This is a genomic window from Rhizobium sp. BK418 (assembly GCF_004341105.1).
Classification (GTDB): domain Bacteria; phylum Pseudomonadota; class Alphaproteobacteria; order Rhizobiales; family Rhizobiaceae; genus Rhizobium.
The window spans coordinates 1,125,390-1,141,921 of sequence record NZ_SLZK01000001.1 but is presented as its reverse complement, the minus strand read 5'-3'; the positions used below and the strand labels follow the sequence as shown (position 1 = coordinate 1,141,921).

Here is a 16,532-nt window from a genome sequence, read left to right as displayed (position 1 = left end):
GCCCGATGAGCGAGAGGCCCATCAGCCGGCTGCGCCCTTCATACTTTCGGCAGTCGTGACATCGCGGGCGAATTTGCGTTCCGACTTTAGCAGAAATGATCGGAGACACGACCACCGATTGCCATGCAGCCGGGTGGCAACGCGATCCATTCGGCCTCCGCCTTGAGGCCGCGTTTCCCATTTGCCTGGAAGCGGATTCCGTCCCAGCGGCGCCGTCACGTCGCTGATGCGCCTATACCGGAGGCAACGAGCAGTCGGTCGGGGAACGAAACCGCGCTAAAGGTTTGCCTTCAGGAACTCCCTCATGGTCTCGGGTGCCCGTCCCAGTATCCGGGCAAGTGCCGGATCGGTGGCTGCGAATTCTCCCGCACGGGCCGCGCGGTAATATCCCAGCATTACAGCGACTGTCCCGTGATGCGCGCCTGCGGCATACGCTCTGGTTTTCACGGTCTCTTCGCTCACAATCGTTCTTGATACAGGCCTACCCAGCAGCTCTCCGGCTACTTCCGCAAGACCGGCAAGGTCAAGGGTCTCGCTTCCCGTCAGGGGCGGCGTCGGGCCATCAATATCCTCCCTCCCGACCAGCAGCGCTGCGTCTGCAGCAGCGAGGTCATCGTGAGTTACCCATGCAACCGGGCCATCTTCTGGTCCTTCCAGAGAGCCGGCTTCAAAGCCGCGCTTGTTCATCATCAGCGCACTTTCGGCATAAAAGCCGTGCCGCATGGCAGTCCAGGCCAATCCTGACCGTGCTAGCATCTCTTCCGTCGCTGCGTGGCATCTGCCGGGTGGAAATTGAGAGCTCGCAGCGCTCGATATCTGGCTGGTGTAGAAGATGCGCTCGACGCCGATTTCTCGCGCTACGCGGATGGCAGTCGCGTGCTGCTCCAACGGGTCGCCACCTGTTGCGGCGGCATTGGAGGAAATCAGGAGAAGTCGCCTGGCGCCTGCCCAGGCGTCGCGCAGGCTCACGGCATCGCTGAAATCGCCTTGCCGCACACGCACGCCTCTTGCCGCGATATCTGCCACCTTCGACGGGTCACGGACGCTTGCTCCAATGCTTGTGGCAGGCAAGTGAAGCAAAAGGTTTTCAATAATCTTGCGGCCGAGTTTGCCGGAAGCGCCCGTGACGATGAACATGGCATATTCCCCTTGTTGACGCACCTGCCGGATAGCGAGCACGGAAGGAACTTAATTGGTACTCCTTTCGTTGATAATCCGCTCGATTTCGAATAGCCTGTTCTGCATGAAGAACAATGTGTCGCCGAACGATCTCCAGGTCTTTCTCACCGTGTTGAACGAGGGCGGCTTCCGCGCAGCGGCGAAGCGGCTGGGCATTGCGCCTTCGAAAGTCAGCACCACGGTTTCGCGGATCGAGAAGCAACTCGGCGTGCCGCTTCTCTTGCGTACCACCCGAAGTCTCCGGGCCACGGACCAAGGTCACAGGCTGGCGGAACGCATTCAGCCCCTGATGACCGAAATGGACGCAGCTTGTTTCGAGGCGGCGAATTCGGCGGACCACATACAGGGCTACCTGAGACTCAACGTTCCGGGTGCGGTTGTTCCGGATATCCTCCCGCCGCTGATCGCTGAATTGCAGCGAAGGCACCCGAAGGTACAGGTCGAGATCGTGGTGGAGAACAGCCTTGTCGACATCATCGCGGCGGGATGTGATGCAGGCATCCGTTATGGCGATTCCATCCAAAAGGACATGATTTCCCTCCCGATCGGTCCTCGCCTGCAGCAGATCGCGCTTGCCGCGTCGCCCTCCTATGTGAAGCAGCACGGACTGCCTAGAGACCCGCAGGAGCTGACCGACCATCGTGCGATCAGATATCGACTGCCCGACGGGATGCTCATTCCCTGGTCGTTGCGGCGTGGGGACGAAACGGCAAACATAGTAGAGTTTACGACCTCCCTTGTTCTAAGCGCCAACGCGTTGAACGCGGGATTGAACTACGTGCGAGCAGGACTGGGCATCATCGGCACTTTCCGCAACTGGCTTGAAAGCGACTTCCGGGCCGGAACGCTCACTCCTGTACTGCCCGACTGGTGGGCTGAGCTGGAGGGGCCTCGGCTATATTATCCGAGCCGTTTCACTTCCTCGGCGCTACGTGCGTTTATCGATGTCTGTCGCAGCGAGGCCACGACGGTCTGAATGGGGACGCCGCGTCCGCTTCGGTCAACAGCGCAATTGCATTCCGCTTGCGCTGACGATCCAGCCGGCGACGTACAGGCGAGGGGCAACCTGCGCACGCCAAGGGATGGGGCGCGCTGTCAACGGCGGCACCCCCAGACCTGTTGGAGATTCGGCGAGTCGATTATTCGCACCGCACGCCCCATCCAGCTTTCCCGACTGCGCGCCTTCGCTTACAATATCCCTTCCGGATGCAGAGGGTTTCACCATGAGCGAAGACGCCTTCAACATGTCGATCCGCAAGTTCCTGAAGGAAGTCGGCGTGACCTCACAGCGCAAGATCGAGGAGACGGTGCGCGACGGGGACATCAGAGGCAAAAAGCTGAAGGTCCGCATGACGCTGACGGCCGAAAGCACCGGCCTCAACCACGTGGTGGACGGTGAAATCGAACTTCCCTAGGGCAAGCGAAGCGATCACGCGGCGTGTCCCGCCGTGACGCAATGATCGGTCCCTGCGGGCATCAATAGTAAGGCGAGGCGCACTCCTGTCGCGGGCCGTAATAGGGCTGGAACGTGTTGTCATAAGCCCTGTAGGACCGGTAGCGCGCATAGCACCAGCGCGTATGTGCATCATCGCCGCCATAATAGGTCGGGCGATAGTAATAGCGTCGCGCGTAATATAGCGTCGAGCCGTAGTAGTACGGACCCTCGAAATACGGACCTTCGTAGTAGCCGGGGCTATAATATCCGGAGCCGTAATATCCGGGCTGCGCGAGCAGTCCGCCAACGATCGCGCCTGCGGCCAGGCCGCCGAGCGCCCAGCCCCAGCCGTCGCCACCATGATGGTGATAATATCCGCCGTAATAGCCGCCATAATAACCGCCACGGTAGCGCACGGGCTGGGCCTGCAGTGGCCGGGCCTGTTGTGCTACGACATCAGGGGCGGCAATGGCGGGAAACGCCAGGGCCGGCGGGGCGCTCGTCAGCGCCGTCGCGAGCGACAAGGCAACGATTGCCAACCTCTTCATTGGCTTCACCTTTTTCGTCTACATCGCAGGCGATCATTATAGCGCGGAACAGGCGACGTGGCACTCGATTTCCGCGGCTGACGGCGTGTTCCGGGAGGGCGCATGTCGATTGCCGCCGCCCTTTGCCACCAGCTCAGATGCACACCGGCTCGCAGCAAAGTCTCATCTGCTGCGAGCCGGTGGCCGCTGCCGAGGGAGGATCAGCAGGCGTTGGCGGCGTCGGGCTGGATCGAGTTGACCGAAGGTGTCGGCGCAGGGTTGCCGGTGCCGCTGTTGGTGGTGCGCTGGCAGTCATTCGGGTCGCCGCCGGAAGCGCCGGGAGTCCTGGTGCCGCTGGAGGGATTGCCCGCGCCGTTGACCGAGCCGGTCGCGTTCTTGTCCGTCGCGCTGCCATTGGTGCCGCTGCCGTTCATGTTGCTGCCGGTGCCGTTGCTGTTGCCATTGGTGGTGCCGCTGCTGCCCGAGGTGCCGCTGCTGCCCGATGTGCCGCTGCCGGACGTGCCGCCGGAGGTGCCGGAGCTCTGTGCCATGGCCGAGGTCGCCAGGGCCAGGGCAAGGGCCGAGGTTGCGAGAATTCTTGAGATCATTGGCTTCCGCCTTTGCTGTTGGACGTTGGTGATAGAGCCATCAACCTGATGGGGTTGCCGATGTTCCGTTTTTTTTGCGGGCCGGGCGGGAAGGGTGCGCTACCGTACAGAGATGAGGGGGGCCGAACGCGCGGACTCGTCGTCCTGTGACCCTTCTTCGGCGCGTCCCCGGTTGACACATGCCGCGCGTCTCATCGCCATTGATGCCGGTGCCGCCAGGCCTTTTCCTGCTCGGGCGGAGCGGCCATCACGCCTCTCAATTTGCGGCGAAATCCATGTCACAATCCTGTTCGAATTGATGGCTAAACGGGCCAAAATCGGCAGCGAGGATCAGCAGATGGCAGAAGAGAAGCCCCTGGATTTGACGGGTGAAATCGTCGACTTCGATGCCGGCCACGGCGAGGCCGCCACGGTCGAGATGGACGACTATTCCAAGAGCCTGGCGCAGGCCAAGGCAAAGTCCGTCAAGCTGGTGGATGCGATCACAGGCCACACACTGAAGAAGAAGGACGCCATCCATTTCGACGATCTGCGCCCGGCGCTTGCCGATTTCGTGCGGCAGAAACATCCCGGCATCCGCTCGGACGACTATATCAGCCGCAAGACGATCGACGACTATCGCGGCCAGTACATCGCCGAATTGCTGCGCGACGAACGCGGCGAGCTCTCCAACCTCGAGGATGAGGTCGTCGAGAGCCTGAAAAGCCACGACACGCTTGCCGAAAACATCGAAGAGGATTACGAGGAACACCGCTCGCTCGGCGATCGTATCGCCGATATCGTCGCGGCCTTCGGCGGAAGCTGGACCTTCATCATCTCCTTCTGCCTGTTCCTCGCCGTCTGGATGGGGATCAACCTTGTTCTCGGCGAGAAGAACGCCTTCGACGTCTATCCCTTCATCCTGCTGAACCTCATCCTGTCCACCATCGCCGCCCTGCAGGCGCCGATCATCATGATGAGCCAGCGCCGCCAGGAAGCGAAAGACCGGCTCAGGGCGCTCAACGACTACAAGGTCAACCTCAAGGCGGAACTGGAAATCCGCCACCTGCATGAAAAGGTCGATCACCTCCTGAACCGGCAGTGGGAAAGGCTGACCGAGATCCAGCAGATCCAGATCGAAATGATGCTGGAACAGGCCAAGGCCGCCAATCGGGCGCTGAAGCTCAGCAAGGCGCAGAAATCCAAGACCAATGCGCTGAAGAACCTCTTCAGCGGCAAGCCTGCGGCGGAGGAGACGGAAGGATAGTGGATGGCGGCTGCGTCGATCACAACCGCATTACCTCAGCCCCTGGCGATATTTCGGGAGGGACTTGCTGCGCTGCAAATGGTAAAGCTGAAATTACATTACGAGAGCGTCAGCCACCGAACCTGAAGGGCATCGACCATGACGACTGCACTCCTCATCATCGACATGCAGATGGTCATGCAGGAACGGCTCGATGCCGGCCGCGAGCGTGTGAACGGCGAGGCGGGGGAGAATATCGCCGCGCTCATTGCCGCCTTCCGCGCCGCCCGCAAGCCGGTCATCCATATCAGGCATGTCGACGCCGATCCGGCATCGGCGCTCCACAAGGATGCGCCGGGATGCCGGCCGATGCCTTGCGCCGAAGCGCGGGATAACGAGCCTGTCTTCATCAAATCCACCTCGTCGGCCTTTGCCTCCACGGAGCTCGAAGGCTATCTGCGCGAGGTCGGCATCACGGACCTGGTGGTGGTCGGCGCGGTCGCCGGCTTCTGCGTCAATACGACGGTGCGGGCGGGCTCCGATCTCGGCTTCAGGATGAGCGTCGTCAGGGACGCCGTGCTCGGTTTCGACCTGCCGGATGCCGATCTTTCGGCCCGGACGATCTTCGACGTGACGATGGCGCATCTCAAATCCGATTTCGCCGAGATCGTCGAGACGCGGCAACTGGTGGCGATGCAGCCTGCCTGACGTTGGGTAAGGCTTGGCGCATTTCAGATCACGAAAATGCTAGATCTCATTGTTTTTACGCGTTTGTGAACGCAAAGCCGGTGCACGCTTCTGGTGGATTGCTCTGGAAAGGGCCGACTTTGCCATACGACGGCTAATTGATTGTCACGCCGTTAGTCGACGTCGACAAGGGCTCATCCCTGCCATCCAAGAGTCTATCGCTCTGAACATCAGTAAGTTGCTCCATTGAATGGCCAAAATCGACCCGATGCCGGGGATTTCGATAGTAGAGTGCCGCAAAATGCAACGAAAGGTAGTCTGCCCCTCTGGACGTGGTCGAGACCGGCTCTATTTCGATATGCGGTCGATCAAGCAGGAATTATGTCTGAACTCATAGTGCTTGGTTTCGATAAAGCTGATGCAGCAGATGCGATACTTTGCGCTTTCACCCCTATCAACGGCGTAAACCTGGAAGGAAAAAGCGATGCGTTATGTTTCAACTTTTTTGCTTCTTAGCGGGGCAATCATTGCAGGCTGCACTCCAACACAGCAAGGCGCCGGAATCGGTGCTGCCACAGGCGCCGTGGTTGGCGGCGCGGTGACAAATAACGTGCGTGGCGCCGCTGTCGGGGCGGCAATCGGCGGTGCTGCAGGCGCTGTGATTGGCAATGTCGCGGGGCAACCCGGAGAGTGTTATTATCGGGATCGGTATGGTCGACGTTTCGTCGCGGCTTGCCCTCGATAAACTGCGAATGCGCTGCTTTGAAAACGGCCGTCGACGACGCGTTTCAGAGCGATACCCTTACAAAACCACTCTGGACCTGCGCTGGAGCCGCCTAGTCCTCCACCAGCCCCAGGATCGGCCCGTAGCCGCCGTGCCAGGATGTGTCGTTGCGGCCGAGGGCCGGATTGTAGAGCCCGGTGCCGTTTCCCCCGTCGAGGAAGAGGGCGTTTTCGCATCTCAGCTCGTCACGGAAGAGCCTTGCGAAATCGTGGAAGTTTACGCTGTCCTCGCTGATGACGAAGCGGAGCGTGCCATCGCTTGACAGGCCGACGCCGTTGCGGCGCGTGCGGTCGGTCGAGCCGAGTATGAAGATCGGGTTGATCTTGCCTTCTACGACCAGCATCGGGCCTGATTGCGTGGCAAGGCGCGTATTCGGCTTCTGCTTCAGGAAATCCGCAGTCGGGATAATGCGGGCGCCGGTCTCGTCGAGATAGAATATGCCGTTCGGTTGCTTGAAGAAGTTCGGCACGGGACCGGAAACCTTCGGCGGCGCCTCCCTGTTGACCGGTATCAGCGCCTCGCCATCTTCGACGTAAAGCCCCATCGGCGTGAAATCCTCGCGGTACATGCCGGCATTCATGGCGAAGATGAGCCGATGTCCTTGCCCGGTGACTGCAGCGGCGAGATTTGAGAAGCCACGGTAGGGTTTTCCCGCGGCATCCTTCCAGAACAGGCGCAGATCCGCCTTTGCGGGATCGACGCTGCAGACGATATAGGCGGCGCCTTCGAAGGTTTGGCGGGTACAGGGCTGGGAAGGGGCGGGCGCGCTGCCGGCATCCGCGGCCTGCGCTTCGGCGGCGAAGGTGCCGGCGAGCAGCAGGATGAGGGCGAATAGGTTGCGAGGCATGGATTCTCCTGACGGCGTGACGTTACAGGCAAGGGGGCTGCATGCACAACGCTCTTCGGCTTAAGATATCGCCGCAAACCCCTCCCCAACCGTGACCGGGATCGAGCCACGGGTCTCGATCCGTCCTTCGGACCCCCACAAGGGGGAGGGGCTTAACCTGCCGCACCCGCTCACAGTCATTTCGACGCTTCGGAAGGAGCGGGGGCAGCGCGTCGGGTTAGCCCCTCCCACCTGTGGGGAGGGGTTGGGGAGGGGGGTTGCGAGACGCGACCGACCGCGTCGTGTGCGATCTTTGCTGATCACGCGCACGAGAACTACTTTGCCTGAACGCCCAGCAGGTCGAACTCGTCGAGCAGGCCCACCACTTTCTCGCCGTCGAACGTCTCGGCGCCGATGATGCTCTTGCCATCATATTTCTCGGCCTGCAGGATGATCACATATTTGTTTTCCTGGCGGAAATAGCCGTATTGCGGGATTTCGATACCGAGGGGTTTTCCGTAGGCTTCGCCATCCTGGCCGGTGGCAAAGACCGCGGTGCCGTTATCGACATCTTCGGGTGCGGCACCCCGGCCGGTGAGGTAGCCCGAGCTTGGCAGGGCGGGCCATTTGGCGGCGCCGCCGAAGAGCAGGGCGGCGCTCAGCGCAATGGCGAGCGCCCGGATGGCCTTGAACTCAATTACCTTTGCCATGGTCCACTCCTGCCATATGAGGAAGGGGCGAGGGGTGCGTCATCCTATGAATTCTCCATGCAGCCGGAGGTTCCCTAAAATCGCCAACCGGAGGCAAGAGCAAGGCGCGAAAGCACCACTGCACAATTTTATTCGCAATGGCGCATATAGGCGAGCGTCCGGATGCCGCAGACCGGTAGCGTGATACCGGTAGAGGGCGCCGGAGGTTCACTTCTGCTTCGGTGTGGGCGGTTTCATGTATTCGCAGATGCTGGTGGAATAATAGGTCTGCCCGTCATAGTCGGTTTTCGATAGGCCAAATTCCCAGACGGCGAATTTGTCGTCATGGTAATAGATGGCAGCACCCAGGAACGCGTCGAGCCGGCCGCAATCGCCCATGCCGGTGCCCGTGTAGATGGATAGGGTCTTGTCCTTGAACTTCCCCTTCACCACCTTCTCGATCTCGAAATCGCCGCGTGTCATCCTTGGTGGCGGCGCTCGCCCTTGGGAGCCGGCAGCTCGACGCCGTAAGTCACCAGCTTCATGCGGCCTCTCACCACGAGATCGGCGTCGGAGTATTGTTGCTCTTCAGACATTTTAGCGCAACTGCAAGCGAGAGCCTCCGAGGCTGTCAGCTCCAGGAAAAGCGATGCAAAGACTGCGGCTGCAACATGACATGACTTCATCGAAAACCCATTTGAAAGAATGCACCAATCCGGCCGCTTCTAGGCATGATTGCAGAAAATGGCGGGTCGATGGCGGAAGAGGCCGCCCGGCTGATCTTTCTGAAGGGGCTGTCTTACTGGCCGTTACTTTGCTGTAACAGCTGTCTTCTTTCGCTCCGGCTGAATCTGCGACATTACGGCAAGTCGCAATTTCACAATTCAGAATTGACTTTCCCTAGGGTTCGGCTACGCCAGTGGCCACACGCAGGAGAAGATATCGTGAAGAAGTTCATTGCAACTCTGGCTCTCGTTTCTTTGGCCGCAAGCGCGTCCGGTCCGGCGGAGGCGGCCGACAGCTATCAACGGCAATCCGTATCCAGAACGGTCATGACGGGGGTGCGGTCGAAGCTCGGTCAGCACTGGCACATCAAAAATAACTGCAAGCTGGCAGATGTGCCGGTCACCCGCATCGTCGAGGCTCCGAAGCACGGTCGTGTCGAGATTGCGCGTGAGCGTATATTTCCAGATGCGAGCGGATCGTATGCCCACTGCCGGAATGTCGAGGTACCGGGTCTCGTTCTCTATTACACCGCCAAGGGCGGATATACCGGCAAAGACAAGTTTGTCCTGCGGGCTCCTCACGGCGACGGGTTGATCAAGGACACCACGTTCAATGTACTGGTGCTGAACTAGGCGGTTAGGGCGGGCGGGCGTTTAGCCGGCCGCCTCATCCGCTTCGCGGGTCATCTCGATCATCGTCGGGCGGAAGCCTATGGCGGCAAAGAGGCTGCGGGCGGTCTCGTTGCGGTGGGCGGTCGAGAGCACGAAGCGGTCGGCGCCGAGGGATTGCAGCCTGGCCATCGCCGCTTCGAGCAGCATTCTGCCCACGCCTTCGCGCCGGCGGCCCGGATCGACGAAGAGATCGTGGATGACGCCGGCCGGTCCGCGCAGGGCCATGTAGTCGAAGCCTTCCAGCTCCGCATAGGCATAGCCGAGCAGGGCGCCGTTCTCTTCGGCGACCATGACGATGACCTCGGGCCGGGCGAGCTGGCTTTCAAGGAAATGCGCATAACGCGCGGGCGTGCTTTTTGCCGCCTCGATGAAGCGCTTGCTGTCCAGTTTGTGATGGAGCGCCACGAGCATGGCGCCGAAGCTGCCGAGGATTTCCATGTCGCCTGATATGGCAGGGCGGATCTTGACTGCGTGTTCAACCGGCTTCGTCGGCATGGTGGTTCCAGTGGCTTGCGATCGTGGCGCCCGAGGGCGCAGATGCTTTCTACATCGCCGCCGGGTGTAAGGCCATATGCTGTGCGAGCGGCGAGCTGCCGGCAGGGGTGATCGGTCTTTATGGTTGTGCTGCGCGGGGATATAATGGGACACACCGGCCGCCGCCGCTCGTCTTGCGCGAATAATTCAACCCGAAAAATGAGTCATTTATAGAAAAAACCTACAGCCGATTCGAAGTTTTTCCGCTTACGTCTGTTGCCAAATCTAAAATTGACCTTATATTGTGCTGATCGACCATTGCTTGTGACGTCATTCAAGAGCGTTTTGCTCTCGTCAGATTTCCTTCCAAATAATCGACCCCAAGCTCGCAGGGTATCGCGGGAATTTAAACGGTTGCTTTGAAAGGAGATCGTTATGAATACAGGTACAGTCAAGTGGTTCAATGCTACCAAGGGTTTTGGTTTCATCCAGCCTGACAATGGTGGCACGGACGTTTTCGTCCATGTTTCCGCAGTCGAACGCGCAGGCATGCGCTCGCTGGCCGATGGCCAGAAGATCACCTACGACATCGTGCAGGATCGCCGCTCGGGCAAGAGCTCGGCCGACAACCTGCGGGCTGTCTGAGGATAAGTCACGGTTTCGCGCGACCACGGATGTACTGGCGCGCAGAGGCCGATGACGAGGGCCAGGTGCTGGCCGGGAAAGGTCGGGAGCAGTCCCGGCCTTTTATTTTTCATTTCACGAGGAATAGGACGACATGACATATCGTCGTTACGGGCCGGGTGATACAGTCGTGCTGAAGCATGGCGTACTGGGCAGCGCCCAGCCCTCCGGCTCCGGCAAGGTCCTATCCATTCTGCCGGCTGCGCAGGGCTTCGTCCATTATCGCGTCCGGTTCCAGAGCGAGAATTTCGAGCGCAGCATCCGCCAGGATGATATAGACGGGCTTGCATCGCCTTCGTCGTCCCCGCCATCCCAGGCGCGGGCGGCACCCGAGAGTTCGACATCGAGCTGGATCAATTCGAATTCGATCCGCACCAGGAAGTAACAGCAACAGCGCTGATTAAGGAGAAAACTTGCAGGTACTCGTCCGAGACAACAACGTCGAGCAGGCGCTGCGCGTGCTCAAGAAGAAGCTGCAGCGCGAAGGCGTGTTCCGGGAAATGAAGGAACGCAGCGCCTATGAGAAGCCGTCGGAAAAGCGCGCCCGCGAAAAGGGCGAAGCCATCCGTCGCGCCCGTAAGCTCGCCCGCAAACAGGCGCAGCGCGAAGGCCTGCTGCCGGCGCCGAAGAAGAAGGTGATTGCGCGCGGCCGCTGAGGCTTTCCCGGTCAGGGATCCGTTGAAAAGGAGGCGACATGACCGAGACGAAAAACACATTCTTCAAGCCCGAGAAGCTTTCGCCGCAGGCGAAGGCCGATCAGACGACCTCGGTTGCCAGGGACATCCTCGCCAGCGAAGTTGCCGCCCGGCAGAAGAAGACGGAAAAGCTGCGCGCCCTAAGGCTCGCCCAGCCGGTTCCCGAGGCACCGGTGAAAAAGGTCAAGGCAGCGAAGAAGCGCTAGCTAGCCGGGTGAGGCACTGCGGCCTTGCCGCGGCGCGTATCTTGCTCGTCTTCGGACTGACGAGGCCGGAGGATGGGTCGGGGCCTCTCACACCATTGCAATCGCAGAAAGGCCGGGTTTCATAGCCCCGGCCTTTTTTCTGTCTGTTGATTTCAATGCAGGGTGACCGCACGCTCCGGCACCGAGATTTCCTCCTCTGCAAGGCCGCTGAGGGCGACGACAACCTCATCAAGGGACCAACCGACGCTGAGGGCATGATCGATCATCAGATGAAATTCGTCTCCGAGGTATTCCTTGCAGTCGTCAAGACGATCTGACGAGATAATGATCGGGCGTGAATGTAGGACCTTTGTCATGGCCTTATCCTTTGCTGCGATTATAACCGGCATGACTGATCATTGTTCCCTCGTTGCAGTTTAATATTGGAAGAAGACTTAAGTTCTTTCGAATTAGTTCCCGGCGTCGGGAACAGTTGCTCTGCTTTTCGGTTTGGTGACGACGCGGATGGTATGGCGCGCCCGTACTCCGAGGAGATTCAGCATGAAAACCACTCATCTGACCATGATGCTGGCGGCCCTGTCGATCAGCGTGTCGCCGCTTGCCGCATTCCCGACCTCGGCCCAGCAGAACATGCAGGGCGGCGGCCAGCCGCAATCCGATCCCGGGCAGTCGCAATCCGGTCAGCCGCAGTCGGGCACGACGGCTTGCCCGACACCCGATGCATCGGGCGGCTGCCCGACACCCGAGAAGGGCAAACAGGTACAGCAGAATTCGGGCAAGGGCACGGAGATGCAGCAGAACGCGCAGCAGCCCCCGAAAACCAATCCCTCGGCCGGCGGAACCATCACAGGCCAGGCATCGGGTGAAACCACGATAAAAAAACCCGGATCGCAACAGAATTCCGGCAGCTCGATGACGCAGCAGAAGTCGACCACGCAGCCCAGCGGTGAAACGACGGGCAGCACCACGACCAAGAACCAGACGTCGAACACCACGGCGAATGTCAACATCACGACGGAACAGCAGACCGAAATTCGCCAGAGCCTGAAGGACGTTCACGTCGCCCCCGTCAAGGAGACGGATTTCGACATCGCCGTCGGAACAGCGGTGCCGAAGAAGGTCCACCTTGCGACCCTGCCGGCGCGCATCGTCAAGATCGTGCCGGAGTACAAGGGCTATCGCTACTTCGTGCTGGCGGACGGCCGGATCGTCATCGTCGATCCGAGCAGTCTGCAGATCGTCTATATCATCGCGGCTTAGGTCGACCGCAGATGAAAATGACAAAAGGAAGACCCCTCCCCAACCCCTCCCCAAACCCCTCCCCAAAACCCCTCCCCAAACCCCTCCCCACAAGGGGGAGGGACCTAACCTGCTGCACCCGTTTCGCCGTATTCGACATTTCCGAAGGAGCGAAGTGGTGCTCCGGGTTAGTCCCTCCCCCTTGTGGGGAGGGGTTGGGGAGGGGTCTTCACGACGGTCCACACTACTTTTCGGGCTTCGTATCTATGCGAGCCGGCGGCGCGAAGGATGACTCACGGAAACGAAGAATCTTTCCTGCCCAAGGAGTTGGGCAGGCTAGATTCCTCTGACAAGCACAGGAGTGAGGGAGTCAAGATGACCGCGCCCTACTATCTTCGATCCAAACTCCCAACTCAGTTCCGAACCTCGAAGATCATGTTGAACGGCGTCTCGCTCGCGCGGCGGAAGTGGTGATAGCCGGCATCCATCGCCACCTTGCGCAGTTTCATCTCGCCCGCCTGCGCGCCGAGCCCGAGGCCGACTTCCTGGGCCATCGATGCCGGGGTGCAGATCATCGCCGAGGCGCCGTAATAGACGCGGCCGACGGGATTGAGATTATCCTTCAGCCCGTCATGGGCGAAGGGCTCGACGATCATCCAGGTGCCGTCCTCGGCCATGGTCTCGCGGATATGCTGGCCGGCGCCGACAGGGTCGCCCATGTCGTGCAGGCAGTCGAACATGGCGACGAGATCGTAATTGCCGGCCGGGAATTCCTTGGCCGAGGCCTTTTCGAAGCTCACCCGGTCTTCGACGCCTGCCTCCTTGGCGGCCAGCCTGGCGCGCTCGATCGAGGGGCCATGATAATCGAAGCCGTGGAAATGCGAGTTCGGGAAGGCCTTCGCCATGAGGATGGTCGAGGCGCCGTGGCCGCAGCCGATATCGGCGACTTCAGCGCCGCGTTCCAGCTTTTCCTTGACACCCTGCAGCGAGGGGATCCATTCCTCGACGAGATGGCTGTTGTAGCCGGGCCGGAAGAAGCGCTCCGTGCCGCGGAAGAGGCAGGTGCTGTGCTCATGCCAGCCGAGGCCCTTGCCGGTGCGGAAGGCGTCTTCCACCTTCGGCTCGTCCATCCACATCGACTGGACGATTTCGAAGGCGCCGCCGAAGAAGGCGGGGCTGTCTTCATTGGCAAAGACCAGCGCCTGTTCGGGCGTCATGGCGAATTTGTTCGAGGCCTCGTGATAGGTGATGTAATCGGCAGCCGCCATCGCCGCCAGCCATTCGCGCACATTGCGCTCGGTGAGCCCCGTCGTTTCCGCAAGCTCCATCGAGGAGCGCGGCCGCCCGTCCATCATCGCCCTGAACAGGCCGAGATGATCGCCGAGCACGACGAGCACGCCGGATACGCTGGCGCCGAGATCGCCCACCAGACGGCCGACGAGTGCATCGACTTTCTGCATGTCAGGCTGCTGCATTTCAGGTTTCTGCCTATCGGAATTCTGCATGGCACCCTCCATAGATGCGCGCGCCCCAGCCCGATGGATCGACCTGCGCGGATTTTAGGCCGGGGCGGGGGACAGTCAATCATGCATTCGGGTGATTGCAGGGCGGCGGGTGATTGGAAACACGCGACCTCCGGCTTTCGAAAATTCTTGACGGCATGAAGCGAAACGGTCGGTGAGCCGTCTCCCTGTACCTTGGAACTAATGACGTGCGAGGCTGTTCGAGCTATGACATCGAGTTGACGCTGAGTCCCCGGCTGACGGGACCAGCGGTGCTTTTTGAGGAGCCTGTCATCATGATTTCGTCCAGATTTCGTTCAGCAGCCATTGCCGCCATCGCCGCCGCGGGAGTTGGCTTTGCCGGCGCCGCGCATGCCGACAGCGGTACGATCCGCTTTTCCGTCTACAAGGCTGCCTTCTTCGTCGGCGGCTCCGGCGGCGACGGTACGCTGACCTTCCATGGTCGCCGATATCCGATCACGATCGGCGGCATCTCGGGCGGCCTCGCCTTCGGTGCTTCCAAGACCTATTTCCAGGGTACCGTGCGCAACATTCGCCGCGCTCAGGATGTGACGGGTGTCTACGGTGCGGCGGGCGGTGGCGGCGCGGTCGGCAAAGGAGCCCAGGTGATCGTCATGACCAATAACAAGGGCGCCCAACTCGAACTGACGGGCAGGCAGGTCGGCTTGCAAGTCAACGCCGATATCAGCGGTATGAGCATCAGCGTGAAGTAAGGCCGCCGCTCGGCCTTGCGGCATGTCTCGATCATGCGCCGTGATACTGTCTGAAGAAGTTCCATACTTCGACCGCCGTCTCGATATCGTTGCTGCATCCCCCGAAACGGGGGCCATCGACCGGATCGTCGTTGCCGGAGCCGGTATCGGATCTCGCGAGACGGGGCCAGCAATGGCCGCCGTTTTCGATGCGATACAATTGAACCGCGGTCCCCGGCCGGCAGCCGGTCCACTGAACCAGGCTCGCGCGGGTCAGGTCATGCGGCTCGAGATGCGGCAGCGGTGTGACATTTTCCCCGGTGCATCCGTCGATCCGCCGCCAGTATTCCGTCGCCTCCGGCACTGACAGCAGTCTTCCGAAGGACCGGATATAGCCATCGTAGCGCTGCACGTCGTCGCTCGTGCCGTTCACCATCATGACCGGCATGGGGTGACCCGGCTTGCAGTCTTCGACTTGTCTCTCGTTGATCGCGCTGGCGACGGGCGCAATCGCCGATATCCTGTCAGGAAGCGCGCAGGCGAGCGTATAGGTCATCAGCGCGCCGAAGGAGAAGCCGGTGGCATAGATCCTTGTCCCGTCGGCAATCTTCCGGTTCACCAGATCGTCGATCATGGTGCGGAAAAAGCCGATGTCGTCGACCGGCTCGCCATTGATGACAGGCCTTCTCGATTTGATGTTCCAGGCGCCATCGATCGCTTCTGGATAAAGGGTGATGAAATCATTGCGATCGGCGACCGCATCAAATCCGCTGTTTTTCTGGAAATTGACGGCCTTGTCGTCGGACCCGTACATGACGATGACAACAGGGGCAGGGCGACCGGCCGCTCCCTTGGGAATATGCAGGATCGCCGTACGGTCTGCTCCCTGCCAACTGTAAGTCAGGATTTCATCGGCATGGGCGGCCGTCAGGCCGAGGAGAAATGTCCAGCCGAGGAGAGAGAGGAAGGCGGCAAATGGCAGGCGTCGCAATGCGCAGAACATTGGATCTCACCGCTTTCTGATGAAAATACAGCGGCGGAGCATAAGTCATTCCGCACTGCTGGCAATGATCGAAAGAAGTCGCTCCCATAGGTGTGATGTCACTACCGGCGTAGAGCGGATATTGAAGTCCGGATCATTGAATGATGGTTTTGGGCGGTCAGAAGCGGTTATTCCATGTATCGTGGCAGATTCCGATGCGCGACATCTAAGCTGACACCCATTAACGATCGTAGAGGTGACGCATGCCCCGTTTCCTTGCCGTTTACACCATGGAGCCCGAAGACCTTGCGTCTTTTCGAAGTCTGCCTAAAGCCGAGCAGGATGCTGTCGATACCATCGGCATTGCACAGTGGACGGCCTGGGAGGAAAGAAACGCTGCGTTTATCCTTGATCGGGGCGGCATGGTGGGAAAGACAACGCGCGTCACCAAGGACGGCGTCGCTGAGGCTGTAAACCAATTCTGCGGCTATCTGGTGGTTGAGGCGGAAACCGCCGATGCCGCCGCAAGGCTTTTCATCGACCACCCCCACATTACCGTCTTTCCCGGCGACGGCGTGGACATCATGCCCTTTTTGACCTGATCCCTCGGCAAGGCTCAGGGAGTCCATCAGGGGCTTTATCCGGGTGGAACCAAAAGCAAGTGCGGTCCCACCCGGATA

23 protein-coding genes are annotated in these 16,532 nt (G+C 60.2%); 13 read left to right on the top strand and 10 right to left on the bottom strand.

Features of this window, described 5'->3' with window-relative positions; genetic code table 11:
* Positions 1-276: 276 nt before the first annotated feature.
* The gene (locus EV281_RS05810) at positions 277-1,137 is read right to left on the bottom strand and encodes an NAD(P)H-binding protein (RefSeq protein ID WP_132651937.1); all 861 of its coding nucleotides are present in this window, start codon (positions 1,135-1,137) and stop codon (positions 277-279) included.
* A 55-nt stretch (positions 1,138-1,192) separates the two neighbouring features.
* Here EV281_RS05810 and EV281_RS05805 point away from each other — a divergent pair, with 55 nt between their 5' ends.
* Both EV281_RS05805 and EV281_RS05800 read left to right on the top strand, forming a co-directional pair.
* A complete protein-coding gene (locus EV281_RS05805) occupies positions 1,193-2,155 on the top strand; it encodes a LysR family transcriptional regulator (protein ID WP_245508223.1) in 963 nt (320 codons plus the stop codon).
* A gap of 247 nt (positions 2,156-2,402) precedes the next feature.
* Positions 2,403-2,594 carry a DUF6494 family protein gene (locus tag EV281_RS05800; RefSeq protein ID WP_132651936.1) on the top strand — a complete coding sequence of 64 codons (192 nt, stop codon included), beginning with the start codon at positions 2,403-2,405 and terminating at the stop codon, positions 2,592-2,594.
* Positions 2,595-2,655: 61 nt separating this feature from the next.
* On the opposite strand, the gene EV281_RS05795 is transcribed toward EV281_RS05800, so the two are convergent.
* Both EV281_RS05795 and EV281_RS31050 read right to left on the bottom strand, forming a co-directional pair.
* Positions 2,656-3,162 carry a BA14K family protein gene (locus tag EV281_RS05795; RefSeq protein ID WP_132651935.1) on the bottom strand — a complete coding sequence of 169 codons (507 nt, stop codon included), beginning with the start codon at positions 3,160-3,162 and terminating at the stop codon, positions 2,656-2,658.
* A 200-nt stretch (positions 3,163-3,362) separates the two neighbouring features.
* Positions 3,363-3,749: an oxidoreductase gene (locus tag EV281_RS31050; protein WP_165911842.1), complete on the bottom strand. Its 387-nt coding sequence runs from the start codon at positions 3,747-3,749 to the stop codon at positions 3,363-3,365.
* Positions 3,750-4,086: 337 nt separating this feature from the next.
* Here EV281_RS31050 and EV281_RS05780 point away from each other — a divergent pair, with 337 nt between their 5' ends.
* The 3 genes from EV281_RS05780 (at position 4,087) to EV281_RS05770 (ending at position 6,406) form a co-directional block, all read left to right on the top strand.
* Complete coding sequence (locus EV281_RS05780; protein WP_132651933.1) at positions 4,087-4,995, top strand: DUF1003 domain-containing protein; 909 nt, start codon at positions 4,087-4,089, stop codon at positions 4,993-4,995.
* Between the two features lie 138 nt (positions 4,996-5,133).
* Positions 5,134-5,682 (top strand): isochorismatase family protein, encoded by a 549-nt coding sequence (locus tag EV281_RS05775; RefSeq protein WP_132651932.1) that lies wholly within the window; start codon positions 5,134-5,136, stop codon positions 5,680-5,682.
* Between the two features lie 463 nt (positions 5,683-6,145).
* Positions 6,146-6,406 (top strand): YMGG-like glycine zipper-containing protein, encoded by a 261-nt coding sequence (locus EV281_RS05770; protein ID WP_132651931.1) that lies wholly within the window; start codon positions 6,146-6,148, stop codon positions 6,404-6,406.
* 91 nt (positions 6,407-6,497) lie between these two features.
* Here EV281_RS05770 and EV281_RS05765 read toward each other — a convergent pair whose 3' ends face one another.
* From EV281_RS05765 to EV281_RS31555, 3 genes are all read right to left on the bottom strand, one after another.
* Entirely contained in the window at positions 6,498-7,292 is a 795-nt protein-coding gene (locus EV281_RS05765) for a phosphodiester glycosidase family protein (RefSeq protein ID WP_132651930.1), read from the bottom strand.
* Positions 7,293-7,606: 314 nt separating this feature from the next.
* Entirely contained in the window at positions 7,607-7,981 is a 375-nt protein-coding gene (locus tag EV281_RS05760) for a hypothetical protein (protein WP_132651929.1), read from the bottom strand.
* Between the two features lie 207 nt (positions 7,982-8,188).
* Positions 8,189-8,443: a hypothetical protein gene (locus EV281_RS31555; protein ID WP_245508222.1), complete on the bottom strand. Its 255-nt coding sequence runs from the start codon at positions 8,441-8,443 to the stop codon at positions 8,189-8,191.
* A 461-nt stretch (positions 8,444-8,904) separates the two neighbouring features.
* Here EV281_RS31555 and EV281_RS05750 point away from each other — a divergent pair, with 461 nt between their 5' ends.
* On the top strand, positions 8,905-9,318 hold the full coding sequence (locus EV281_RS05750) for a hypothetical protein (RefSeq protein ID WP_245508221.1): 414 nt from the start codon (positions 8,905-8,907) through the stop codon (positions 9,316-9,318).
* A 21-nt stretch (positions 9,319-9,339) separates the two neighbouring features.
* Here EV281_RS05750 and EV281_RS05745 read toward each other — a convergent pair whose 3' ends face one another.
* Positions 9,340-9,852: a GNAT family N-acetyltransferase gene (locus EV281_RS05745; RefSeq protein ID WP_132651928.1), complete on the bottom strand. Its 513-nt coding sequence runs from the start codon at positions 9,850-9,852 to the stop codon at positions 9,340-9,342.
* A 414-nt stretch (positions 9,853-10,266) separates the two neighbouring features.
* Here EV281_RS05745 and EV281_RS05740 point away from each other — a divergent pair, with 414 nt between their 5' ends.
* The 4 genes from EV281_RS05740 (at position 10,267) to EV281_RS05725 (ending at position 11,416) form a co-directional block, all read left to right on the top strand.
* The gene (locus EV281_RS05740; protein ID WP_132651927.1) at positions 10,267-10,476 is read left to right on the top strand and encodes a cold-shock protein; all 210 of its coding nucleotides are present in this window, start codon (positions 10,267-10,269) and stop codon (positions 10,474-10,476) included.
* A 133-nt stretch (positions 10,477-10,609) separates the two neighbouring features.
* Positions 10,610-10,900 carry a cold-shock protein gene (locus tag EV281_RS05735; RefSeq protein ID WP_132651926.1) on the top strand — a complete coding sequence of 97 codons (291 nt, stop codon included), beginning with the start codon at positions 10,610-10,612 and terminating at the stop codon, positions 10,898-10,900.
* Positions 10,901-10,928: 28 nt separating this feature from the next.
* Positions 10,929-11,171 (top strand): 30S ribosomal protein S21, encoded by a 243-nt coding sequence (gene rpsU / locus EV281_RS05730; protein ID WP_132651925.1) that lies wholly within the window; start codon positions 10,929-10,931, stop codon positions 11,169-11,171.
* Between the two features lie 38 nt (positions 11,172-11,209).
* Positions 11,210-11,416: a hypothetical protein gene (locus tag EV281_RS05725; RefSeq protein ID WP_132651924.1), complete on the top strand. Its 207-nt coding sequence runs from the start codon at positions 11,210-11,212 to the stop codon at positions 11,414-11,416.
* Positions 11,417-11,568: 152 nt separating this feature from the next.
* On the opposite strand, the gene EV281_RS05720 is transcribed toward EV281_RS05725, so the two are convergent.
* The gene (locus EV281_RS05720; protein WP_132651923.1) at positions 11,569-11,772 is read right to left on the bottom strand and encodes a hypothetical protein; all 204 of its coding nucleotides are present in this window, start codon (positions 11,770-11,772) and stop codon (positions 11,569-11,571) included.
* 184 nt (positions 11,773-11,956) lie between these two features.
* Between EV281_RS05720 and EV281_RS05715 the strand changes: the two genes are divergently transcribed.
* A complete protein-coding gene (locus tag EV281_RS05715) occupies positions 11,957-12,676 on the top strand; it encodes a DUF1236 domain-containing protein (protein WP_132651922.1) in 720 nt (239 codons plus the stop codon).
* 392 nt (positions 12,677-13,068) lie between these two features.
* On the opposite strand, the gene EV281_RS05710 is transcribed toward EV281_RS05715, so the two are convergent.
* Positions 13,069-14,130 carry a class I SAM-dependent methyltransferase gene (locus EV281_RS05710; RefSeq protein WP_132652025.1) on the bottom strand — a complete coding sequence of 354 codons (1,062 nt, stop codon included), beginning with the start codon at positions 14,128-14,130 and terminating at the stop codon, positions 13,069-13,071.
* A gap of 320 nt (positions 14,131-14,450) precedes the next feature.
* On the opposite strand from EV281_RS05710, the gene EV281_RS05705 reads away from it, so the two are divergent.
* The gene (locus tag EV281_RS05705; RefSeq protein ID WP_132652024.1) at positions 14,451-14,891 is read left to right on the top strand and encodes a hypothetical protein; all 441 of its coding nucleotides are present in this window, start codon (positions 14,451-14,453) and stop codon (positions 14,889-14,891) included.
* Positions 14,892-14,922: 31 nt separating this feature from the next.
* Here the strand turns inward: EV281_RS05705 and EV281_RS05700 are convergent, their stop codons facing one another.
* Entirely contained in the window at positions 14,923-15,873 is a 951-nt protein-coding gene (locus EV281_RS05700) for a PHB depolymerase family esterase (RefSeq protein WP_132651921.1), read from the bottom strand.
* Between the two features lie 242 nt (positions 15,874-16,115).
* Here EV281_RS05700 and EV281_RS05695 point away from each other — a divergent pair, with 242 nt between their 5' ends.
* The gene (locus EV281_RS05695) at positions 16,116-16,454 is read left to right on the top strand and encodes a hypothetical protein (RefSeq protein WP_165911841.1); all 339 of its coding nucleotides are present in this window, start codon (positions 16,116-16,118) and stop codon (positions 16,452-16,454) included.
* The last annotated feature ends 78 nt before the right edge of the window (positions 16,455-16,532 follow it).